Consider the following 22610-nt stretch of genomic DNA (forward strand, 5'->3'; position numbering starts at 1 on the left):
GGCCCCCGGTCCTCTCACACCGAATCGAGTACGGAGACCCCATGTCCCGCCGTCTGTTCACCTCGGAGTCCGTGACCGAGGGTCACCCCGACAAGATCGCTGACCAGATCAGCGACACGATCCTCGACGCGCTCCTCCGTGAGGACCCGACCTCGCGCGTGGCCGTCGAGACGCTGATCACCACCGGTCTCGTGCACATCGCGGGCGAGGTGACGACGAAGGCGTACGCGCCGATCGCGCAGCTCGTCCGCGACAAGATCCTGGAGATCGGCTACGACTCCTCGAAGAAGGGCTTCGACGGCGCCTCCTGCGGCGTTTCGGTGTCCATCGGCGCGCAGTCCCCGGACATCGCCCAGGGCGTCGACACCGCCTACGAACAGCGCGTCGAGGGCGCCGCCACAGGTGAAGAGGGTAACGAACTGGACAAGCAGGGCGCCGGCGACCAGGGCCTGATGTTCGGCTACGCCTGCGACGAGACGCCCGAGCTGATGCCGCTCCCGATCCACATCGCGCACCGGCTCTCGCGGCGCCTGACGGAGGTCCGCAAGGACGGCACCGTCCCCTATCTGCGGCCCGACGGCAAGACGCAGGTCACCATCGAGTACGACGGCGACAAGGCCGTCCGCCTCGACACGGTCGTCGTGTCCTCGCAGCACGCCGCCGACATCGACCTGGACTCGCTCCTCGCCCCGGACATCCGCGAGTTCGTCGTCGAGCACGTGCTCGCGCAGCTCATCGAGGACGGGATCAAGCTCGACACCGAGGGCTACCGCCTCCTGGTGAACCCGACGGGCCGGTTCGAGATCGGCGGTCCGATGGGTGACGCCGGCCTGACCGGCCGCAAGATCATCATCGACACGTACGGCGGTATGGCCCGCCACGGCGGTGGCGCGTTCTCCGGCAAGGACCCGTCCAAGGTGGACCGTTCCGCCGCGTACGCGATGCGCTGGGTCGCGAAGAACGTGGTGGCCGCGGGTCTCGCCTCGCGCTGCGAGGTGCAGGTCGCGTACGCGATCGGCAAGGCCGAGCCCGTCGGCCTGTTCGTGGAGACCTTCGGCACCGCCAAGGTCGAGACCACGAAGATCGAGGAGGCCATCGGCCGGGTCTTCGACCTGCGCCCGGCCGCCATCATCCGCGACCTGGACCTGCTGCGGCCCATCTACGCCCAGACCGCCGCCTACGGCCACTTCGGCCGCGAACTGCCCGACTTCACCTGGGAGCGCACCGACCGCGTCAACGCCCTGCGCAAGGCTGTGGAGGCCTGACATGCGCATCGCCATCACGGGCTCGATCGCCACCGACCATCTCATGACCTTCCCGGGCAGGTTCACCGACCAACTCATCCCGGACCAGCTCGCCCACGTCTCGCTGTCTTTCCTGGTCGACACCCTGGACATCCGCCACGGCGGGGTCGCGGCGAACATCGTCTACGGGCTCGGCTCCCTAGGCCACTCTCCCACCCTGGTCGGAGCGGTGGGCAAGGACTTCGGTGAGTACCGCGACCTCCTGCGCGCAGCGGGTGTTGACACCGAGTCGGTACACGTCTCGAGTCTTCACCACACAGCCCGGTTCATGTGCACCACCGACGAGGAGGGCAACCAGCTGGCCTCCTTCTATGCCGGAGCGATGGCCGAGGCACGCACCATCGACCTCGCCGAGACGGCCTGGCGACTCGGCGGACTCGATCTGGTGCTCGTCGGTGCGGACGACCCCGAGGCGATGTTGCGCCACACCCGCGCATGCCGAACCCTCGGTATCCGCCACGTAGCGGACCCCGCCCAGCAACTCGCCCGGTTGGACGGCGCTCCTCTGCGCGAGTTGGTCGACGGATCCGACCACCTGTTCACCAACGAGTACGAGCGTGCGCTTCTGCTGAGCAAGACCGGCTGGTCCGAAGCCGAGGTCCTCGGCCGGGTCGGCACCTGGGTCACCACCCTCGGGGCCAAGGGCTGCCGCATCGACCAGGTGGGCCGGCCCACCGTCGAGAGCGCCGCCGTCTCCGCCCTGACCGTCGTGGACCCGACCGGTGTCGGCGATGCCTTCCGCGCGGGATATCTGGCAGCCATGGTGTCAGGCTTGGAGAGCCTTCAGTCGGCCCAAGCCGGCGCCGCGATGGCCACCCTCGCCCTGGAGTCGGTGGGCACACAGTCGTATGTGGTCACGCGCGAGCGCCTGCACGAACGGCTCGTATCCTCCTACGGCGCGGATGCCGCCGTCGTCACCGCGGCCGTGTTCGGGGGCACCCCGTGACGACGGTTCAGGCTCCAGCGGCCCGCCCGAGCATCGTGGACACTCTGGGGATCGGGCAGCGCTCGTACTCCTTCGAATTCTTCCCGCCGAAATCGGAGCGCGGCGAGCGGACACTGTGGCAGGCGCTACGCCGGGTAGAGGCGGTGAACCCGACGTTCGTCTCCGTGACGTACGGCGCCGGGGGCTCCTCCCGGGAGCGCACCGCCGCCATCACCGAGCGGATCGCGGAGGAGACCACGCTGCGACCGGTCGCCCATCTGACTGCTGTCGGGCATTCAGTCGCCGAGCTGCGGCACATCATCGGCCGCTACGCGGATGCCGGCATCCGGGATGTCCTCGTGCTTCGCGGCGATCCGCCAGGCAACCCGCGGGGCCCCTGGGTGCCGCATCCCGACGGTCTGCACCACGCCATCGATCTCGTACAACTCGTGCGTCGGTGCGGGGACTTCGACATCGGCGTCGCGGCCTTCCCCGAGCGTCATCCGCGGTCCTTGGATTGGGAGAGCGAGATCCGACATCTCACGGCGAAGTTCCGGGCGGGCGCGGGATACGCCATCACTCAGATGTTCTTCAGCGCGGACCACTACTTCCGCCTCCGCGACAGACTTGCCGCAGCGGGGTGCCACGCTCCGGTGATCCCCGAGATCATGCCCGCCGTGCGGTTCGAGCAGATCACCCGGTTTGCCGCACTCAGCGACGCGGCCTTCCCCGACCAGCTGGCCCGGCGCCTGGAGGCCGCGCGGAACAACCCGCAAGAGGCCCACAGCATAGGAGTCGACCACGCGACAGAGCTGGCTCAGCAGCTCCTCGATGCGCAGGCCCCTGGCCTGCACTACATCACGCTCAACCATTCGACAGCAGCGCTCGACATCCATCGCACGCTACGGCTGCCCGCGCATCCGACGCGGCCCGGGGACTGAACGCGAGGTGGAAGAAATGACGCAACTGCCCGCAAAGCAAATCCGCCGTCTCGATCGTGTGATCATCCGTTTCGCGGGTGACTCGGGTGACGGCATGCAGCTCACCGGTGACCGCTTCACCTCGGAGACGGCGTCGTTCGGCAACGACCTCTCCACACTGCCGAACTTCCCGGCCGAGATCAGGGCGCCCGCAGGAACTCTGCCGGGCGTCTCGTCGTTCCAGCTGCATTTCGCGGATCACGACATCCTGACGCCCGGGGACGCGCCGAACGTGCTGGTGGCCATGAATCCGGCGGCGTTGAAGGCGAACATCGGCGATGTGCCGCGCGGCGCGGAGATCATCATCAACACCGATGAGTTCACCAAACGGCCGATGGCCAAGGTGGGCTACGAGACCTCCCCGCTGGAGGACGGTTCCCTCGCCGCGTACAACATCCACCCGGTGCCGCTGACGACGCTGACCGTGGAGGCGCTGAAGGACTTCGGCCTCTCGCGCAAGGAGGCCGAGCGGAGCAAGAACATGTTCGCGCTGGGCCTGCTGTCGTGGATGTACCACCGGCCGACCGAGGGCACCGAGGCGTTCTTGCGGAGCAAGTTCGCGAAGAAGCCGGACATCGCCGAGGCGAACGTGACGGCCTTCCGGGCGGGCTGGAACTTCGGTGAGACGACCGAGGACTTCGCGGTCTCCTACGAGGTGGCCCCCGCGACCCGCGCCTTCCCGACGGGTACCTACCGCAACATCTCGGGGAACCTGGCCCTCGCCTACGGCCTGATCGCCGCCGGCCGGCAGGCCGATCTCCCGCTCTACCTGGGCTCGTACCCGATCACTCCGGCCTCGGACATCCTGCACGAGCTGAGCAAGCACAAGAACTTCGGCGTACGGACCTTCCAGGCGGAGGACGAGATCGCCGGCATCGGCGCGGCCCTCGGCGCGGCCTTCGGCGGCGCCCTGGCGGTGACCACCACCTCCGGCCCCGGTGTCGCGCTCAAGTCGGAGACCATCGGCTTGGCGGTCTCCTTGGAGCTGCCGCTGCTGATCGTGGACATCCAGCGCGGCGGCCCCTCCACGGGTCTGCCCACCAAGACGGAGCAGGCCGACCTGCTCCAGGCGATGTACGGGCGCAACGGCGAGGCGCCGGTGCCGATCGTCGCCCCCCGTACCCCGGCGGACTGTTTCGACGCCGCTCTGGACGCGGCGCGGATCGCGCTGACCTACCGCACGCCGGTCTTCCTGCTCTCCGACGGCTACCTCGCCAACGGCTCCGAGCCCTGGCGCATCCCGGAAGTCGCCGACCTGCCCGATCTGCGCACCAGTTTCGCCACGGCACCCAACCACGTCCTCGCCGACGGCACCGAGGTGTTCTGGCCCTACAAGCGCGACCCGCAGACCCTGGCCCGCCCCTGGGCCCTGCCCGGCACCCCCGGGCTCGAACACCGCATCGGCGGCATCGAGAAGCAGGACGGCTCGGGCAACATCTCCTACGACCCGGCCAACCACGACTTCATGGTCCGCACCCGCCAGGCCAAGATCGACCAGATCGCCGTCGCGGACCTGGACGTCGACGACCCGGACGGGGCCCGCGCGCTCGTCCTGGGCTGGGGCTCCACCTACGGCCCCATCACCGCCGCCGTGCGCCGGCTGCGCACCGCCGGCCTGCCCATCGCCCAGGCCCACCTGCGCCACCTCAACCCGTTCCCCGGAAATCTCGGGGAGGTCCTGAAGCGTTACGAGAAGGTAGTGGTGCCGGAGATGAACCTCGGGCAGCTGGCCACCTTGATCCGGGCGAAGTACCTGGTGGACGCCCAGTCGTACAACCAGGTCAACGGAATGCCCTTCAAGGCGGAACAGCTCGCGACGGTCCTCAAGGAGGCCATCAATGACTGACGTGACCGACGCGCCGACCCCGTCGCTGCTGTCGCTGGTACCGAAGGCCCAGGCCAAGCAGTCGATGAAGGACTTCAAGTCGGACCAGGAGGTCCGCTGGTGTCCGGGCTGCGGTGACTACGCCGTCCTCGCCGCCGTGCAGGGCTTCATGCCCGAGCTGGGGCTGGCGAAGGAGAACATCGTCTTCGTCTCGGGCATCGGCTGCTCCTCCCGCTTCCCCTATTACATGAACACCTACGGCATGCACTCCATCCACGGTCGTGCCCCCGCCATCGCGACCGGTCTGGCCACCTCCCGCCGCGACCTGTCCGTCTGGGTCGTCACCGGTGACGGGGACGCGCTGTCCATCGGCGGCAACCACCTGATCCACGCGCTGCGCCGCAACGTCAACCTCAAGATCCTGCTCTTCAACAACCGGATCTACGGACTGACCAAGGGCCAGTACTCGCCCACCTCAGAGGTCGGGAAGATCACCAAGTCCACCCCCATGGGCTCGCTCGACGCCCCCTTCAACCCGGTCTCCCTCGCGCTCGGCGCCGAAGCCTCCTTCGTCGCCCGCACCGTCGACTCCGACCGCAAGCACCTCACCGAGGTCCTGCGCCAGGCGGCCGATCACCGGGGCACCGCCCTCATCGAGATCTACCAGAACTGCAACATCTTCAACGACGGCGCCTTCGAAGTCCTCAAGGACCAGGAGCAGGCCCAGGAGGCGGTCATCCGCCTCGAACACGGCCGGCCCATCCGCTTCGGCGCCGAGGGCCACAAGGGCGTGATCCGCGACCAGACCACGGGCGACCTGGAGGTCGTCACCGTCACGCCGGAGAACGAGGCGCGCGTACTGGTCCACGACGCGCACGCGGCGAGCCCGACCACCGCCTTCGCGCTCTCCCGCCTCGCCGACCCCGACACGCTCCACCACACGCCCATCGGCGTCTTCCGCGACTTCGACCGGCCGGTCTACGACACCCTCATGGCCGACCAGCTCGACGCCGCGATCGACCAGCGCGGCAAGGGCGACCTGACCACGCTGCTCACCGGCAACGACACCTGGACCCTCACCGGAATGCCCAGCCGGAAGGAAGCGGCCGACGCAGAGAGAAATCGGGTACGGCCGTGAGAGCTACATCGCACCCTCGGACCAATAATGCACTCTGACTAAAATTGCAGGTCAGACGCCCTTTTGGGTAGGCTCCAGGATCGCCACGCACTCCACGTGGTGCGTCATCGGGAAGAGGTCGAAGACGCGGAGCGTGCGGACCTTGTAGCCGTTTTCCGCGAAGTACGCCAGGTCGCGGGCCAGGGCCGCCGGGTCGCAGGCCACGTAGGCGATGCGGCGGGGGGTGAGGCCGGCGACCTGGCGGACCGTCTGCTTGCCGGCGCCGGCGCGCGGGGGGTCGAGGACGACGAGGTCGCACTCGGTGATGCCGGTCTTCGGCAGGATCTGCTCGACCTTGCCCTGCTCGATGCGGACCCGCGGGAAGTCGGTCAGGTTGTGCCGGGCGTCCTCGACCGCGCGCTTCGTCGACTCGATGCCGAGCACCGCGCCCGTCTCGCCGAGCCGTTCCGCCAGCGCGCCCGCGAAGATGCCGACGCCGCAGTAGAGGTCGAGCGCCATCTCGCCCTTGCGCGGCATCAGCCCCTGCATGACGGCCTTGATCAGGGTGTCGGCGGCCTGCGGGTGGACCTGCCAGAAGCCGCCCATGCCCACGCGGTACGTACGGCCGTCCGCGCGCTCGCGCACGAAGGGGCGGCCGTGGACGCGGTGGACCCCGCCGTCCTTCTCCTCCACCCGCAGCACCGAGACGGGCTTGTCCAGTTCGACGAGCGGCAGTCGGCCGCCCGGGCGCGGGGTGAGGACGACCTGGCGGTCGCCGGAGCCGGAGGCGGCGATGGCCTCCACCGTCTCCATCTGCGGCCAGTCCTGCTTCTCGATGCCGAGTTCCTCGACACCGACGGCCGCGATCATGCAGTGGTCGATCAGCTCGATGTCGTGCGAGCGGTGCTTGCGCAGCCCGGCGTTGCCGTCCTCGTCGATCGCGAACTGGACCCGGGTGCGCCACTGCGGGACCTGTCCGGCCGGCAGCTTGTCGCCCTCGGCCGGCATGACCGTGCCGTCCCAGCCGGCCTCCTCCGGGGTCAGCCCCGCGAGCCGCTTGAGCTGCTCGGCGACGACCTCGCCCTTGAGCCGGCGCTGGGCGCCCGGCTTGGCGTGCTGCCAGTCGCAGCCGCCGCACTTGCCGGGGCCGGCGAACTTGCACGGCGCCTCGACGCGGTCCTTGGAGGCCTCCAGGACGGTGATCGCGTCGGCGCGCAGGAAGCGGGAGTCGACGTCGCCCTCCGTGACCCGGGCGACGACCTTCTCGCCGGGCAGGGTGTGGCGGACGAACAGGACGCGACCCTCGGCGGTGCGGGCGATGCAGTGGCCGCCGTGCGCGACGGGACCGACCTCGACCTCGTACTCCTCCCCGACCAGTGACTGCTTCTCGATCTGCTCGGTCATGGTGGGGAGACTCCAAAACATAAAAATGGGAACGGCCGGACGACCGACCCACCAGTTTACGTGGATCTCGTCCGGCCGTTCGCCACACCGACCGACCGGCGGCTACTTGCCCGCGCGGTCCTTGGGCCGCGAGGTGTCCACCGGGCCGCGGCGCACGGCGCCGGGGGCGTTCCACTCCTGCCGCTTCTTCGCCCGCTTCTTCGCGAGCTCCGAGGACTCCAGCTGGTACGGCACCGAGGTGACCATCACGCCGGGCGTGAACAGCAGCCGCCCCTTGAGCCGCAGCGCGCTCTGGTTGTGCAGCAGGTGTTCGTACCAGCGGCCGACGACGTACTCCGGGATGTAGACGCTGACCGCGTCGCGCGGGTTCTCGCTGCGCAGGCCCTTGACGTACTCCACCACCGGCCGCGTGATCTCGCGGTACGGGGAGTCGAGGATCTTGAGCGGTACGTTGATCCCACGCCGCTCCCACTCCGCCTTGAGCGCCTTGGTCTCGGCCGGGTCGACGCTGATGCTGAGCGCCTCCAGGGTGTCCGAGCGGGTCAGCTTGGCGAAGGCCAGGGCGCGCAGCGTGGGCTTGTGCACCTTGGAGACCAGCACGATCGAGTGGACCCGCGAGGGCCGCACGCTGTCGTCGCTAGGCCCCTCGTCGGCGGCGATCTCGTCGGCGACGCGGTCATAGTGCTTGCGGATGGCGGTCATGGTGCCGTAGAAGATCAACATCCCCAGCAGGGCGACCCAGGCCCCGTGGGTGAACTTGGTGGCGAGGACCACGACCAGCACCAGGCCGGTGAAGAAGGCGCCGAAGGCGTTGATCGCGCGGGAGCGGAACATCCGGCGCCGCACCCCTTGGTCCTTCTCGGTCCTCAGGTGCCGGTTCCAGTGCCGGACCATGCCGGTCTGGCTGAGGGTGAAGGAAACGAAGACGCCGACGATGTAGAGCTGGATCAGCTTGGTCGAGTCCGCGCCGTAGATCCAGATCAGCAGGACGGCGGCGCCCGCGAGCAGCACGATGCCGTTGGAGAAGGCGAGCCGGTCGCCGCGGGTGTGCAGCTGACGGGGCAGATAGCGGTCCTGGGCGAGGATCGAGCCCAGCAGCGGGAAGCCGTTGTAGGCCGTGTTGGCTGCCAGGAACAGGACGAGTGCGGTGGCGGCGGCGAGCACGATGAACAGGAAGCTGCCGTCGCCGAAGACGGCTTCGGCGACCTGGGAGATCACCGGGTTCTGCACGTACTCCGGTCCGACCGCCACGCCGTTGTGGAGCAGGTCCGTCGCGGGCTTCTCGGCCATCCTGACGTCGGTCGCCATCGCCAGGGCGATGATTCCGCAGAACATCGTCACGGCCAGCGCGCCCATCAGGGCGAGGGTGGTCGCGGCGTTCTTGCTCTTGGGCTTGCGGAACGCGGGCACGCCGTTGCTGATCGCCTCGACGCCGGTCAGTGCGGCACAGCCCGAGGAGAAGGCGCGCAGCAGCAGGAAGACCAGCGCGAAACCGGCCAGTCCCTGGTGCTCCGCCTTGATCTCGAAATCCGCGGTGGGCGCCTTCATGGTCTCGTCGAGGACGAGGCCCCGCCAGGCACCCCACGCGATCATGATGAATACGCCCGCGACGAAGACATAGGTGGGAATCGCGAACAGTCGCCCCGATTCCTTCATGCCGCGCAGATTCATCAGTGTGAGGAGCAAGATCATCCCGATCGCGCAGAGCACTTTGTGCTCGACGACGAAGGGGATGGCGGAGCCGAGATTCTCCACTCCGGAGGCGATCGACACGGCGACGGTCAGGACGTAGTCGACCAGCAGCGCGCTCGCCACCGTGAGACCGGCCTTGGGCCCGAGGTTCGTGTTGGCGACCTCGTAGTCGCCGCCGCCGCTCGGGTAGGCGTGCACGTTCTGCCGGTAGGACGCGACCACGGTGAACATCAGCACCACGACCGCCAGCGCGATCCACGGGCTGTAGCGGTACGCCGACACGCCCGCGATCGACAGGACCAGCAGGACCTCGCCGGGGGCGTACGCCACCGAGGAGAGCGGGTCTGAGGCGAAGACGGGTAGGGCGATCCGCTTGGGGAGGAGCGTTTCTCCGAGGCGGTCGCTGCGGAGCGCCCGGCCGATCAGGATCCGTTTGGGCACGTCGGTCAGTTTGGACACGCCAAGGATCGTAAGCGTTCGAAAACCGGCTGACGAACCCCCCGCCCCTATTAGCGGGCAATCGCGCTCCAATGAGCCCCCACCCACAGCCCAAATGGTCACACTGGTGACCGCCCGTGTGTAGCTTGGGCCATGGTCTGAGACCCTGTTTAGCCAGAGCATGCAATGAGGCTGGTAACCAGCGAGCCGCTGTCAGCCGGAAGGACGGCCGTGCACATCGTCATCATGGGCTGCGGAAGAGTGGGCTCCGCCCTCGCGCAGACCCTGGAACAGCAGGGTCATACGGTCGCAGTCGTCGACCAGGACCCCACCGCATTCCGTCGACTGGGGGCATCGTTCGGCGGCCGCCGCGTGACCGGGGTCGGCTTCGATCAGGACACGCTGCGGGAGGCGGGCATCGAGGAGGCGGGCGCCTTCGCCGCCGTCAGCAGCGGTGACAATTCCAACATCATCGCCGCCCGCGTGGCCCGCGAGATGTTCGGCGTCGAGAACGTCGCCGCCCGCATCTACGACCCCAAGCGCGCCGAGGTCTACCAGCGCCTGGGCATCCCCACCGTGGCGACCGTGCGGTGGACGGCCGACCAGATGCTGCGCCGGCTGCTGCCCTCGGGTTCGGAGCCGCTGTGGCGCGACCCGAGCGGCGGTTTGCAGCTTGCCGAGGTGCACACCTCGGCGAGCTGGATCGGTCACAAGGTCAGCACGCTCCAGGAGGAGACGGGCGTCCGCGTGGCGTTCCTCACCCGGCTGGGCGAGGCCATGCTGCCGACGTCGCAGACGGTCCTCCAGGAGGGCGACCTCGTCCACGTGATGATGCGTACGGACGAGATCGAGAAGGTCGAGGCGGTCTTCGCCCAGGGGCCCGAGGAGGCACACGCATGAGGGTCGCGATCGCCGGAGCCGGCGCCGTCGGCCGCTCCATCGCGGGCGAGCTGCTGGAGAACGGCCACGAGGTGCTGCTCGTCGACAAGGCGCCGACCGCCATCTCGGTGGAGCGGGTGCCGCAGGCCGAATGGCTGCTGGCCGACGCCTGCGAGATCACCTCGCTGGACGAGGCCGCGCTCCAGCGCTGCAACGTGGTCATCGCCGCCACGGGGGACGACAAGGTCAACTTGGTCGTCTCCCTGCTCGCCAAGACCGAGTACGGGGTCCCCCGGGTCGTGGCGCGGGTCAACAACCCGAAGAACGAGTGGCTCTTCAACGAGTCCTGGGGCGTCGACGTCGCCGTCTCCACGCCCCGCCTGATGTCCGCCCTGGTCGAGGAGGCCGTCAGCGTCGGCGACCTGGTACGGCTGCTCCGCTTCAGCCACGGCGACGCCAACCTCGTCGAGCTGACCCTGCCGGCCGACTCCTCGGTCGCGGGCACGCAGATCAGCGAGATCAACTGGCCCGAGGACACCTCGCTGGTCACGATCATCCGGGGCAACCGGGTGCTCACCCCGCACGGCGAGGAGACCCTGGAGCCTGGTGACGAGCTCCTCTTCGTGGCCGCCCAGGCCCGCGAGGAGCAGCTGGAGGACCTCCTCCAGGCCCGCCACTGACACGGTACGCACGGGAAGGGGCCGCCGACCACACCGTGGTCGGCGGCCCCTTCGTCTTGGTCACCGTGCGCCGCGCGAGCGCTGATCAGACCGCAGGCTGAGCGGTGATCAACGGCCAGGTCCGCGTCCTCAGGTCCGGCGTTCCCGCGCCGCGGCCTTCGCCGCCTTCTCGGCGGCCTCCTCGGCCTCGTACTCGGCGATGACGTCGATCGGCGGCGGCGCCTTCGCCAGGAACACCCAGGTGAAGTACACCGCGAGCACCATCGGCGGCAGCTTCAGCGCGATCAGCACCCAGCCGAGCTGCGTCGCGTCCCCCCACCAGTACAGCGGGAAGAGGATCGCGTACTTGGCGAGGAAGATGATCCCCCACGCCAGGCTCGCCTTGGTGTAGGCCTTCTTGCGTCCGGGGTTGCGCGTGCGCCAGGACAGGTTCTCCTTGAACACCGGCCCGAGGATCACGCCGAGCAGCGGGAAGCCGATCAGCGCCGAGAGCGTGAAGGCCACCCCCAGCCCGGCCCCGTAGATCATTCCGGGCAGGTAGAACCCCTTCGCGGTGCCCGTGAAGAGGGCGAAGGCCACGCCCACGCCGACCCCGAACACGCCGCTGAACGCGTGCTTGACGGTGTCCTTGCGCAGCAGCCGCACGATCACCAGCGCGACCGCGACGACGGCCGCGGCGATGGCGGACATCACCACGTTCTTGTTGATCGTGTAGATCATCACGAAGAGCAGGCCGGGGAGCATCGTCTCCACGGTGCCCCTGATGCCACCGAACGCGTCGAAGAGCGCGGCCTGCGTCGCGGCCTTCTGGTCGTCGGCATGGTCCGGGGCGGGGATGTTCGGTTTGTCGAGTGACGTCACCGGTTACTGCTCCTGTCCGAGCGGTCGGAGTTCGTACTTCGGGTTGAAGAGGACCCGGCGCCCATGACTCATCGCGATGCGCCCGGAGGCGATCATGTGCCGCCCGGGCTCGATTCCCACGATCGAGCGACGCCCGAGCCACACCACGTCCAGCGCGGCCGAGCCGTCGAACAGCTCCGCCTCCAGGGCGGGGACGCCGGCCCGCGGACGCAGGGTGACGGTCCGCAGGGTACCGGTCACCTTGACTATCTCGCGGTCGTAGGAGTCGCAGATCCGCGTACATCCCGCAGCTTCTGCGTCCTCCTGCAGCTCCGCCGAATGCAGATCTTCCTGGGAGGTGGAAAGACGCTCTATCATCCGGCGGAACCGGCCCGCCGGCCTGGCCGGTTTCGCGGGCTTCTCGGGACGCGGTTCAGCACTCATACAGGAAGCGTACCGGCGTGCCCACTACCTCTCGAAGCGGTAGCCCATGCCCGGTTCGGTGATGAAGTGCCTCGGGTGCGAGGGATCGGCCTCCAGCTTGCGGCGCAGCTGCGCCATGTAGACCCGGAGGTAGTTGGTCTCCGTCCCGTACGAGGGGCCCCAGACCTCCTGGAGGAGCCGCTTCTGGCCGACCAGTTTCCCGCCGTTGCGGACCAGGACCTCCAGCAGGTGCCACTCGGTGGGGGTCAGGCGTACGTCACGCCCCCCGCGCACGGCCTTCTTGGCCGCCAGGTCGACGGTGAAACCCTCGGTCTCCACGATCACCTCGTCCTCGCCGGCGCCCGTGAGGGGCTCGGCCCGGCGGACGGCGGCGCGCAGCCGGGCCAGCAGCTCGTCCATGCCGAACGGCTTGGTGACGTAGTCGTCGGCGCCCGCGTCCAGGGCCTCGACCTTCTCGTCGGAGCTGTGGCGGGCGGAGAGCACCAGGATCGGGACCCGTGTCCAGCCGCGCAGGCCCTTGATCACCTCGACGCCGTCCATGTCGGGCAGGCCCAGGTCGAGGACGATCACGTCGGGGTGGCGGGCGGCGGCGAGCTCCAGGGCGCGCGCGCCGTCGCCCGCGGCGTCGACCTCGTACTTGCGTGCCTTCAGATTGATCACGAGGGCTCGGACGATCTGGGGCTCGTCGTCCACCACGAGCACTCGGGTCATCGAAGATCTGCCTTCTGTCGTACGGAGGGAACATTGAACGGATCAGCAGGTTGGTCTTCCCGATCCACGGGGTCCGCGCGGTCCACGGCGCCCGGGCGATCCCCACGGTCCACCCGGTCCACCCGACCGGGTCCCCGCGCGGTCCCGCCGGCGGCCGCCCGCAAGGTCAGCACCATCGTGAGCCCGCCCCCCGGCGTGTCCTCGGCGGTCAGGGTGCCGTCCATGGCCTCCGCGAAGCCGCGGGCCACCGCGAGCCCGAGCCCGACCCCCGCCCCGCGCGGCGCGTCCCCGTGCCGCTGGAACGGGGCGAAGATCCGGTCCTTGGCCTCGTCCGGCACCCCCGGCCCGCGGTCCACGACCCGTACCTCGACCCGGTCGCCGAGGAAACTCGCCGCGACCAGCGCGGGCTGCCCCGGCGGGCTGTACTTGACGGCGTTCTCCACCACGTTGGCGACGGACCGCTCCAGCAGCCCCGGGTCCACCGCGACCATCGGCAGCGTCTCCGGGACGTCCAGCACCACGCTGTCCTCGGGTACGCCGCCCAGCGCCATCGGGACCACCTCGTCGAGGTCGATCTCCCGGATCAGCGGGGTGACGGTGCCGGTCTGGAGCCGGGACATGTCCAGCAGGTTCCCCACGAGGTGGTCGAGCCGGTCCGCGCCGTGCTCGATCCCCGCGAGCAGCTCGGCCCGGTCCTGCGGCGACCACTCCACGTCCTCGGAGCGCAGCGAGGATACCGACGCCTTGATGGAGGCCAGCGGGGTGCGCAGGTCGTGGCTGACGGCGGCGAGCAGCGCGGTCCTGATCCGGTTGCCCTCGGCCATCCTGCGGGCCTCCTCCGCCTCCCCGACCAGCCGCTGCCGGTCCAGTACGACGGCGGCCTGCGCGGCGAAGGCGCCCAGCACCCGGCGGTCCTCGGCGGGCAGTACCCGCCCGGACAGGGCCAGCGCCATGTGGTCGCCGATCGGCATGTCCACGTCGGCGTCCTCGGGCCGGGCGACGGGGCTCGGGCCGACGCTGCCGGCCGGCTGCCAGGGTTCCAGCTCGCCCGCGCGTTCCAGCAGCGCCACCGACTCCATGGCGAAGGTCTCCCGCACCCGCTCCAGCAGTGCGTCCAAGGTGGTCTCCCCGCGCAGCACGCTGCCTGCGAGGAAGGACAGGATCTCGGATTCGGCGCGCAGCCGTGCGGCCTGCTGGGTGCGCCGGGCGGCGGAGTCCACCACGGAGGCGACGGACACCGCCACCCCGAAGAACACCGAGATGGCGACGATGTTCTTGGGGTCGGAGATGGTGAGGCGGTGCAGCGGCGGCGCGAAGTAGTAGTTCAGCAGCAGCGAGCCGAAGGCCGCCGAGGCCAGGGCGGGCACGAGGCCGCCGAGCAGGGCCGCGGCCACGGTCAGGGCGAGGAACAACAGCATGTCGTTGGCCAGGCCGGGGTCGTCGTGCACATGTGTGAGCAGCACCGTGAGCAGGGCCGGGAAGGCCACGCCGACCACCCAGCCGGCGACGACGCGGGTCCTGCCGAGCCGGGCGGCCGAGCGGACGACGGGCAGCCCCCGCCCCTTGGCGACCTCCTCGTGGGTGACGATGTGCACGTCCAGGTCGGGCCCCGAGTCGCGGGCCACGGTGGCGCCCACGCCCGGCCCGAACACGTACTGCCAGGCCTTGCGCCGGCTGGAGCCGAGCACGATCTGGGTGGCGTTGACCCCGCGTGCGAACTCCAGCAGAGCCTCGGGGATGTTGTCGCCGATGACATGGTGAAACGTTCCGCCAAGGTCCTCCGCGAGGGTCCGCTGTACGGCGAGCTCCTTGGGCGAGGCGGAGGTCAGCCCGTCGCTGCGCGCGATGTACACCGCCAGTACCTCGCCGCCCGCGCCCTTCTCGGCCAAGCGCGCGGCACGCCGGATCAGGGTCCGCCCCTCGGGCCCACCGGTGAGCCCGACGACGATCCGCTCGCGCGCCTGCCAGGTGGAGCGGATGTCGTGCTCGCCCCGGTACTGCCGCAGGTACTCGTCGGCGCGGTCGGCCACCCAGAGCAGGGCCAGCTCCCGCAGCGCGGTGAGGTTGCCGGGGCGGAAGTGGTTGGACAGGGCCGCGTCGACCTTGTCGGGCTTGTATATGTTGCCGTGGGCCATCCGGCGGCGCAGCGCCTGGGGCGACATGTCGACCAGCTCGATCTGCTCGGCCCGCCGCACCACCTCGTCCGGCACGGTCTCGCGCTGCCGCACCCCGGTGATGGCCTCGACCACGTCCCCCAGGGACTCCAGGTGCTGGATGTTCACGGTCGACACTACGTCGATGCCGGCCCGCAGCAGTTCCTCGACGTCCTGCCAGCGCTTGGCGTTGCGCGAACCGGGGACGTTCGTGTGCGCCAGCTCGTCCACCAGTGCCACCGCGGGCCGCCGGGCCAAGAGCGCGTCCACGTCCATCTCGGTGAAGGCGGCGTCCCGGTAGGAGAGCTCCCGCCGCGGCACCTGCTCCAACCCGTGGAGCATCACCTCGGTCCGCGGCCGGCCGTGGTGCTCGATGAAGCCGACGACGCAGTCGCCGCCCCGCTCGACCCGGCGGTGGCCCTCGGAGAGCATGGCGTACGTCTTGCCCACACCGGGCGCCGCGCCCAGGTATATCCGTAGCTTGCCGCGTCCCATGCGCCCATTCTCGGGGACGTTCGCGCCGCCGACCGTCCGATGGGCGGTCCGCGCGGCGATCCCTGACGCATCCCTGACGCGATCGCCGCGTCCGGGGCCGAGAACGCCGGTGGGCCGTACCCGAGAGGGGGTACGGCCCACCGGCCTTGAAGAGGAAGACCGCGGGAGCGGCGGACGATCAGCGGACCTCGGTGATCTCCGGCCCGCGCTCCAGCTGTCCCATGTCGCCGCCGAAGCGGGAACCCTCGGCCTCATCGGTCGGCTGAACGCCGTCCGGCACCATCTGGGCGTCGTTCGGGAGCTTGAGGACGATCGGGTCGCGGGGCGCCATGGGGCCTTCGCCGCGCACGACGACCGTGTCCCGGAAGATCTGCTCCAGCACACCGCCCGACTCGGGGCGCACCGCGGCCTGGCCGGAGATGACGCCGCGCAGGAACCAGCGCGGGCCGTCGACGCCGACGAAGCGCACGAGCTGCGCGCCGGTCTGTCCGTCGGGCAGCGGTACCGGCACCTGGGCGCGCAGCTCCCAGCCGAGGGGGCCCTCGACCTCGTCGATGATGCCGCCCTGCTGGGTGATGCCCGTGGCGATCTCGTCGCGGACCTCGCCCCAGATGCCTTCCTTCTTGGGTGCCGCGAAGGCCTGCAGCTGCACGGCGCTGTCGCCCAGGACGACGGTCGCGGCGACGATCGCGTCCCCGGCGACCTCGACGCGCAGCTCCATGCCCTCGACACCGGGTACGAGGATGCCGCCCAGGTCGACCCGGCCGTCTTCCGGCTTGCCGGGCACCTCGGAGACGTCCCAGGGGCCGTCGGGCCGTGGCGCCGGCGGCAGGTTCATGCGGCGGGGCGTGGCGTCGTCGAGCCGCTCGGCGTCGTTCTGCTCATCGCCGTGCTCGTTCTCGACGACCTGCTCGGCCGCGCCGCCGTCCTTGACGGAGTCGTTCTTCTTGCGACGTCCGAACACGTCACTGTCCTTCCCGGTCGGTTACGACCGAAGCGTAGCCATTCCCACCCTGCTGACCAGCTCCGGATCCGGCCACGGCCGCATGACCGCCGGTGGAGCCGAAACCCCCCTCGGCCCGGGCCGAGCCGGGAAGTTCCGCCACCTCGTGGAAGCGCACCTTCTCGACCCGCTGGACAACCAGCTGGGCAATGCGGTCGAAACGCTCGAACCTGACGCTCTCGCGCGGGTCGAGATTGACCACGATCACCTTGATTTCCCCACGGTACCCGGCATCCACCGTCCCCGGGGCATTCACGAGCGCGAGCCCGCAGCGCGCGGCCAGGCCCGAGCGCGGGTGCACGAAGGCGGCGTACCCGTCGGGCAGGGCGATGGACACACCGGTGGGCAGTACGGTCCGCTCGCCGGGAGCCAGCTCGGCGGCCTCGGTGGTCACCAGGTCGCAGCCCGCGTCGCCGGGGTGACCGTAGGAGGGCAGCGGCACCTCGGGGTCGACGCGGCGGATCAGCACGTCGACGGGGGCGTGGTTGTTCTCAGACATCAGGGGTTCACCTCGAAGGCGCGCGAGCGCCTGACCTGGTCCGGGTCGGCCATTGCCGCCCGGATCTCCTCGGGCCGTCCGTTGTCGATGAAGTGGTCGACCTTCACCTCGATGAAGAGGGCGTCGGCGCGCACGGCGACGGGCCCTTGCGGCCCTCCTATTCGACCGACCGCGGTGGAGTAGATCTTCCGCCCGGCCACGGCGGTGACCTCGGCCTCCAGGTACAGGACGGTGCCCAGGGGCACCGGCCTCACGAAGTCGGTCTCCAAGCGCCCGGTCACCGCTATGACGCGCAGCAGCCAGTTCAGGGAACCGAGCGTCTCGTCGAGGGCGGTGGCCAGCACGCCCCCGTGCGCGAGACCGGGCGCGCCCTGGTGGGCGGGCTTGACGGTGAACTCGGCGGTGACGCGCACGCCCTCGCCGGCCCGGGCCTCCAGGTGGAGCCCGTGCGGCTGCCCCGCGCCGCAGCCGAAGCAGTGCTCGTAGTGCGCGCCGAGGAGTTCGCCGGGGGCGGGCGCCTCGGGGTGCCGGACCGGCGCCGTGGCGTCGGCCGGGGGCGTCAACGCTGTGTTTCGTCCACTCACAGCCGCAGACCTTACCCGCGCGGCTACCCGCCGGTCGCCTCGTGGCAGGCTTGAGGGCATGCAGCTCTCCCCCGCGCACCACGACGAACGCCTGACCGCCCCCCGCTCCTGGTGGGCGATCGCCGTACTGACCGGTCTGGCCTGCGCCTTGGTGGCGTTGCCGCTGGGCACGCTGCCGCTGCTGGCCGGGCTGGTCGGGGGTACGGCGTTGGCGGGGATGCTGGTGAGTTCGTACGGCTCCGCGCGCGTGCGCGTGGTGAACGGGGCGCTGGCGGCGGGTGAGGCCCGGATCCCGGTGACGGCTCTGGGCGAGCCGGTGGTGCTGGACGCCGAGGAGGCCCGGGCCTGGCGTACGTACAAGGCCGACACGCGGGCGTTCATGCTGCTCCGCAGCTACGTGCCGACCGCGGTCCGCGTCGAGGTCACCGATCCGGCGGACCCGACCCCGTACGTCTACGTCTCCACCCGCGAGCCCGAGGCACTGGCGGCGGCGATCCGCTCGGCGCGGACCGAGGCGCACCAAGGCGTGCTCTAGCGAGGCGTGCTCTGGCCGGGCGTGCTCCCGAAGTGGCGCCGGGCGCCCGAGGCCCGGGCGGGAAGCTTCGTCACGAGCGCTGGTCGCGCTCGCGCGGATCCGAGTCCTCGACGGCGGCCCTGATGGCCTCGGGAAGGGGCCCGGAGGGCCGCTCAAGGGGCGGGAGCCTGTCGAGGGACTCCCAGGGCACGGCGCGGGCCCGCAGGTCCGCGCGTACCTTGTGGGCGACTTTTCGGGTGTCGCGCCGGTTCATGAGGGCGCCGACGGCCGCGCCGACCATGAAGGGGATCAGGTTCGGGAGGTTGCGGACCATCCGCTTGGTGATCTGCTGTCGCAACTCGCGCTTCATCTGGCCGCCCAGCGCCACGTCCATCGTGCTCGGCTTGACCAGGTTCACCCCTCGCTCCTGCGTCCAGGACGCGAGGTAGGCGATGGTGCGGTCCTTGAGGTTGCCGGGGGGTCGCAGCCCGTACACCTCGTGCAGCTCGGCGATCAGCTTGAGCTCGATCGCTGCGACCCCGGTGATCTCCGCCGCCAGCTCCGCCGGCATCGCGGGCGGCACGGGCAGCATCGCCGCCGCGCCGACACCGGCTCCCACGGCGGACGTGGCATGGGCGGCGCCGGCGATCAGCTTGTCGGCGAGCTGGTCGGGGTCGAGGCCCGGGAACTGCGCGCGCAGCGTCGCGAGGTCCCGAACCGGAACGCGCGGTGCGTTCTCGATGACGCGTTCGGCGATGTACAGGGCGACGGCCCTGGAACCTTCGCCGCCCTTGCGCACACCGTTCTTGACGGCTTGCATCCGACGGGTCCCGGGCTTTCGGGGCCCGTCGCCGGCCACTGGGGCCGGCGGCACCGCGGGGGCGGTGTCGGAGGGCGCGTCGAGGCCGCCGGCGGTTCCGGGGCCCGTCTCCGGGCCCGTTTCCACCCGCGTCTGCACCGGATCACCAGACTTCCGGAAGCGACGCTTCCGGAAGGGCGACGACCCTGTCACGGCCGAGGCCTCTCAGTCGCAGTCGCGACAGATCGGCTGGCCGTTCTTCTCCCGGGCCAGCTGGCTGCGGTGGTGCACCAGGAAGCAGCTCATGCAGGTGAACTCGTCGGCCTGCTTGGGCAGGACCCGGACGGCCAGCTCCTCGTTGGAGAGGTCCGCACCGGGAAGCTCCATGCCTTCCGCCGCGTCGAAGTCGTCCACGTCCACATTCGAGTGGGACTTCTCGTTGCGCCGAGCCTTCAGCTCTTCGATGCTGTCGTTGTCTACGTCGTCGTCGGTCTTGCGCGGAGTGTCGTAGTCCGTTGCCATGGTTCGCTCTCCCCCTCTGGGATTTAGCGGTGTCTCAGCGCACGTAACGCGCGAGAGGCCGGACTTGTGCCCGACCTGAGGCGGAGATTTTGCCTCACATCAAGGTCTGTTACTCAATCGACACCCAGCCGGGCCCCCGAAGGAGCTTGCAGCTGGGATGACGACCGGGACCGTACACGGTCCGGAGGCCGCCTTGCACGCATGCCACCCCGTGTATTTCCCGCCATTCGGGGGGCCGGAAACCCGGACTTCCCGGGCGTTCCGGCCTTCTTGGGGTCACTGAACGCGCACAGCCGGACACTCGCTCATGTGATCGATCACACAGCGATTTCCCGGGATGCCGCTCTGTCGATTCTGGCGATTCAGCCAAAAGCGAACACGGGCACACCCTGCTCAGAGGGGCAAAGTGACACGCATCACGAGGCCACCGCCCTCCTGCGGGGTCGCCTGGATGCGACCGCCGTGTGCGCGCGCCACGGAGCGCGCGATGGACAGGCCGAGCCCCACACCCTTGTCGCTGCCCGTTCGCTCCGTACGCAGCCGTCTGAACGGCTCGAAGAGGTTGTCCACCTCGTACGCGGGAACCACGGGACCCGTGTTCGATACGAGAAGTACCGCCTGGCCGTGCCGGACCTCGGTCGCGACCTCCACCCAGCCTCCCTCCGGCACGTTGTACCGGACGGCGTTCTGCACCAGGTTCAGGGCGATCCGCTCCAGCAGCACGCCATTGCCCTGGACGACGGCCGGCAACCGTTCGCCGCGAATCTCCACGCCCTTCGCCGCGGCCTCCGCCCGCGCCTGCTCGATGGCGCGCGAGGCGACCTCCGCCAGGTCCACGGGCTTGCGCTCGACGATCTGGTTCTCGCTGCGGGCGAGCAGCAGCAACCCCTCGACCAACTGCTCGCTGCGCTCGTTGGTGGCCAGGAGCGTCTTCCCGAGCTGCTGGAGCTCCACCGGGGCCCCCGGGTCGGAGAGGTGCACCTCCAGCAGCGTCCGGTTGATCGCGAGCGGGGTGCGCAGTTCGTGCGAGGCGTTCGCGACGAACCTCTGTTGGGCGGTGAAGGCCCGTTCCAGCCGGTCGAGCATCTCGTCGAAGGTGTCGGCGAGCTCCTTGAGCTCGTCGTCCGGGCCGTCCAGCTCGATCCGCCGGGTCAGGTCGGTGCCGACCACCCGGCGGGCGGTACGGGTGATCTTGCCCAACGGCGACAGCACCCGCCCGGCCATCGCGTAGCCGAACGCGAAGGCGATGATGCTCAGGCCCAGCAGGGCCATCAGGGACCGGCTCAGCAGGTCATCGAGGGCGTGCCGGCGCTGGTCGAAGATGCACTGGCTGATCGCCGAGTAGAACTGGTCGAACGACATGTCGGCGCCCACGCCGGAGCAGGTCGTGCTGGTGACCTCGATCTTCGTACCGCCGACGATCTTGAAGGGCAGGGCGTTGCCCTCCCGCAGCGCCTGCGCCGCCAGCAGGTAGATGATCGACAGCAGCAGGATTCCCGCGATGAGGAACATCCCGCCGTACAGCAGGGTGAGGCGTATGCGGATGGTCGGCCGCAGCCACGGGAAAGGACCCTCGGGCTGGCCGGGGTCCCAGGTCGGTTTCGGTGGTGCCGTCGGTGGCGCCGGAGTCGCTGCCATGGCCTCAGATCCGGTATCCGGAGCCCGGCACGGTCACGATGACGGGCGGCTCGCCGAGTTTGCGGCGCAGGGTCATGACCGTCACCCGCACCACGTTCGTGAACGGGTCGGTGTTCTCGTCCCAGGCCTTCTCCAGCAGTTGCTCCGCGGAGACAACGGTTCCCTCGCTGCGCATGAGCACCTCCAGGACCGCGAACTCCTTCGGCGCCAGCTGCACCTCCCGGCCCTCCCGGAACACCTCTCGCCGGTTCGGGTCCAGCTTGATCCCGGCGCGTTCCAGTACGGGTGGCAGGGCGACCGTCGTACGCCGGCCCAGGGCGCGCACGCGGGCGGTCAGTTCGGTGAAGGCGAACGGCTTGGGAAGGTAGTCGTCCGCCCCGAGCTCCAGCCCCTCGACCCGGTCGCTGACGTCCCCGGAGGCCGTGAGCATCAGGACGCGCGTCGGCATGCCGAGCTCGACGATCTTGCGGCAGACGTCGTCCCCGTGGACGAGCGGGAGGTCCCGGTCGAGCACGACCACGTCGTAGTCGTTCACTCCGACGCGCTCCAGGGCCGCGGCACCGTCGTACACGACGTCCACGGCCATGGCCTCCCGGCGCAGGCCGGTGGCCACCGCATCGGCGAGCAGCTGCTCGTCCTCGACGACGAGTACGCGCACGTCGTTTCCTTCCTTCGAGCCCAGAAGGGCACACGTGTATTGCGTCGCCCATCCTGCCCGTTTCGGCGGTAAACCGGCTGTAAGGCGCCCTGGGGGCCGGCCGCGGCAGGCGCCGCCGGGCACGGGGCCGAGGATTCGATGGGCTTGAGAGGTTTCTGCGCCCAGGGTGCCGGGGAGGACGTTGTAACACCCCATCCACTCCTGACGGCGGACCCGCCACGGGCTGAGCCGCCGCGACCCACGAAGAGGGGGCGCACCCACCATGGACGCATTCACCGCGGGTCTCCTGCAGCGCATCAGCGCCACGCAGTCGGACCTGAGCAAGGCCCGTGAGACGGGCGACGACTACCTCGCAGACGTGGAGCAGGCGGAGCTGGAGGACCTCCAGCGCCTCGCGGCGGAACACGGAGTGCCCGTCACCGCCGCCTGACCGACGCCACTCGACCCCGGTAGGTACTTCCCGGATCGACTCCCGTTGCTCACCGGACCCCGGCCGCCCTCAGGGC

At 70.0% G+C, this 22610-nt stretch carries 22 protein-coding genes; 9 read left to right on the forward strand and 13 right to left on the reverse strand.

The annotated features are described in order from the left end of the window. Positions 1-41 precede the first annotated feature (41 nt). From metK to ACV7NM_RS08595, 5 genes are read left to right on the forward strand one after another with little or no spacing between them, the layout of a single operon-like run. Complete coding sequence (gene metK / locus ACV7NM_RS08575; protein WP_463409739.1) at positions 42-1265, forward strand: methionine adenosyltransferase; 1224 nt, start codon at positions 42-44, stop codon at positions 1263-1265. A gap of 1 nt (position 1266) precedes the next feature. Further along, positions 1267-2250 (forward strand): carbohydrate kinase family protein, encoded by a 984-nt coding sequence (locus ACV7NM_RS08580; protein WP_463409740.1) that lies wholly within the window; start codon positions 1267-1269, stop codon positions 2248-2250. Between the two features lie 35 nt (positions 2251-2285). Beyond that, entirely contained in the window at positions 2286-3170 is an 885-nt protein-coding gene (gene metF, locus ACV7NM_RS08585) for a methylenetetrahydrofolate reductase [NAD(P)H] (protein WP_463409741.1), read from the forward strand. Positions 3171-3186: 16 nt separating this feature from the next. Continuing rightward, positions 3187-5055 carry a 2-oxoacid:acceptor oxidoreductase subunit alpha gene (locus ACV7NM_RS08590; protein ID WP_463409742.1) on the forward strand — a complete coding sequence of 623 codons (1869 nt, stop codon included), beginning with the start codon at positions 3187-3189 and terminating at the stop codon, positions 5053-5055. Further along, a complete protein-coding gene (locus ACV7NM_RS08595) occupies positions 5048-6172 on the forward strand; it encodes a 2-oxoacid:ferredoxin oxidoreductase subunit beta (RefSeq protein WP_463409743.1) in 1125 nt (374 codons plus the stop codon). The genes ACV7NM_RS08590 and ACV7NM_RS08595 overlap by 8 nt, the downstream gene beginning before the upstream one ends. 51 nt (positions 6173-6223) lie before the next feature. Here the strand turns inward: ACV7NM_RS08595 and ACV7NM_RS08600 are convergent, their stop codons facing one another. Beyond that, the gene (locus ACV7NM_RS08600) at positions 6224-7555 is read right to left on the reverse strand and encodes a class I SAM-dependent RNA methyltransferase (protein ID WP_463409744.1); all 1332 of its coding nucleotides are present in this window, start codon (positions 7553-7555) and stop codon (positions 6224-6226) included. Between the two features lie 102 nt (positions 7556-7657). Further along, positions 7658-9706: an APC family permease gene (locus ACV7NM_RS08605; RefSeq protein WP_463409745.1), complete on the reverse strand. Its 2049-nt coding sequence runs from the start codon at positions 9704-9706 to the stop codon at positions 7658-7660. Between the two features lie 210 nt (positions 9707-9916). Between ACV7NM_RS08605 and ACV7NM_RS08610 the strand changes: the two genes are divergently transcribed. Further along, positions 9917-10585 carry a potassium channel family protein gene (locus ACV7NM_RS08610; RefSeq protein WP_463409746.1) on the forward strand — a complete coding sequence of 223 codons (669 nt, stop codon included), beginning with the start codon at positions 9917-9919 and terminating at the stop codon, positions 10583-10585. Then, positions 10582-11244 (forward strand): potassium channel family protein, encoded by a 663-nt coding sequence (locus ACV7NM_RS08615; RefSeq protein WP_351373912.1) that lies wholly within the window; start codon positions 10582-10584, stop codon positions 11242-11244. The genes ACV7NM_RS08610 and ACV7NM_RS08615 overlap by 4 nt, the downstream gene beginning before the upstream one ends. A gap of 129 nt (positions 11245-11373) precedes the next feature. Here the strand turns inward: ACV7NM_RS08615 and ACV7NM_RS08620 are convergent, their stop codons facing one another. From ACV7NM_RS08620 to ACV7NM_RS08650, 7 genes are all read right to left on the reverse strand, one after another. Next, entirely contained in the window at positions 11374-12105 is a 732-nt protein-coding gene (locus ACV7NM_RS08620; protein ID WP_463409747.1) for a DUF3159 domain-containing protein, read from the reverse strand. A 3-nt stretch (positions 12106-12108) separates the two neighbouring features. After that, positions 12109-12528 (reverse strand): OB-fold nucleic acid binding domain-containing protein, encoded by a 420-nt coding sequence (locus ACV7NM_RS08625; RefSeq protein ID WP_463409748.1) that lies wholly within the window; start codon positions 12526-12528, stop codon positions 12109-12111. Positions 12529-12552: 24 nt separating this feature from the next. Next, positions 12553-13239: a response regulator gene (locus ACV7NM_RS08630; RefSeq protein WP_463409749.1), complete on the reverse strand. Its 687-nt coding sequence runs from the start codon at positions 13237-13239 to the stop codon at positions 12553-12555. Next, positions 13236-15887, reverse strand: coding sequence for a DUF4118 domain-containing protein (locus tag ACV7NM_RS08635; RefSeq protein ID WP_463409750.1), 2652 nt, complete (start codon positions 15885-15887; stop codon positions 13236-13238). The genes ACV7NM_RS08630 and ACV7NM_RS08635 overlap by 4 nt, the downstream gene beginning before the upstream one ends. A 178-nt stretch (positions 15888-16065) precedes the next feature. Then, positions 16066-16851: a DUF3710 domain-containing protein gene (locus ACV7NM_RS08640; RefSeq protein ID WP_463409751.1), complete on the reverse strand. Its 786-nt coding sequence runs from the start codon at positions 16849-16851 to the stop codon at positions 16066-16068. Between the two features lies 1 nt (position 16852). Beyond that, entirely contained in the window at positions 16853-17389 is a 537-nt protein-coding gene (dut, locus tag ACV7NM_RS08645) for a dUTP diphosphatase (protein ID WP_401530776.1), read from the reverse strand. After that, positions 17389-17973: a PaaI family thioesterase gene (locus ACV7NM_RS08650; RefSeq protein WP_463409752.1), complete on the reverse strand. Its 585-nt coding sequence runs from the start codon at positions 17971-17973 to the stop codon at positions 17389-17391. The genes dut and ACV7NM_RS08650 overlap by 1 nt, the downstream gene beginning before the upstream one ends. Before the next feature lie 58 nt (positions 17974-18031). Between ACV7NM_RS08650 and ACV7NM_RS08655 the strand changes: the two genes are divergently transcribed. Further along, the gene (locus ACV7NM_RS08655) at positions 18032-18508 is read left to right on the forward strand and encodes a DUF3093 domain-containing protein (RefSeq protein ID WP_463409753.1); all 477 of its coding nucleotides are present in this window, start codon (positions 18032-18034) and stop codon (positions 18506-18508) included. Positions 18509-18578: 70 nt separating this feature from the next. On the opposite strand, the gene ACV7NM_RS08660 is transcribed toward ACV7NM_RS08655, so the two are convergent. The 4 genes from ACV7NM_RS08660 to ACV7NM_RS08675 form a co-directional block, all read right to left on the reverse strand. After that, positions 18579-19499 (reverse strand): hypothetical protein, encoded by a 921-nt coding sequence (locus ACV7NM_RS08660; protein ID WP_463409754.1) that lies wholly within the window; start codon positions 19497-19499, stop codon positions 18579-18581. A gap of 12 nt (positions 19500-19511) precedes the next feature. After that, a complete protein-coding gene (locus tag ACV7NM_RS08665) occupies positions 19512-19808 on the reverse strand; it encodes a DUF4193 domain-containing protein (RefSeq protein ID WP_136212598.1) in 297 nt (98 codons plus the stop codon). A 393-nt stretch (positions 19809-20201) separates the two neighbouring features. Further along, a complete protein-coding gene (locus ACV7NM_RS08670; protein WP_463409755.1) occupies positions 20202-21446 on the reverse strand; it encodes a sensor histidine kinase in 1245 nt (414 codons plus the stop codon). A gap of 4 nt (positions 21447-21450) precedes the next feature. Continuing rightward, the gene (locus ACV7NM_RS08675) at positions 21451-22104 is read right to left on the reverse strand and encodes a response regulator transcription factor (protein ID WP_030036265.1); all 654 of its coding nucleotides are present in this window, start codon (positions 22102-22104) and stop codon (positions 21451-21453) included. A gap of 262 nt (positions 22105-22366) precedes the next feature. On the opposite strand from ACV7NM_RS08675, the gene ACV7NM_RS08680 reads away from it, so the two are divergent. Continuing rightward, complete coding sequence (locus ACV7NM_RS08680; protein WP_168714001.1) at positions 22367-22534, forward strand: hypothetical protein; 168 nt, start codon at positions 22367-22369, stop codon at positions 22532-22534. Positions 22535-22610: the final 76 nt, after the last annotated feature.

The organism is Streptomyces sp. Tek67B01 (assembly GCF_055231995.1).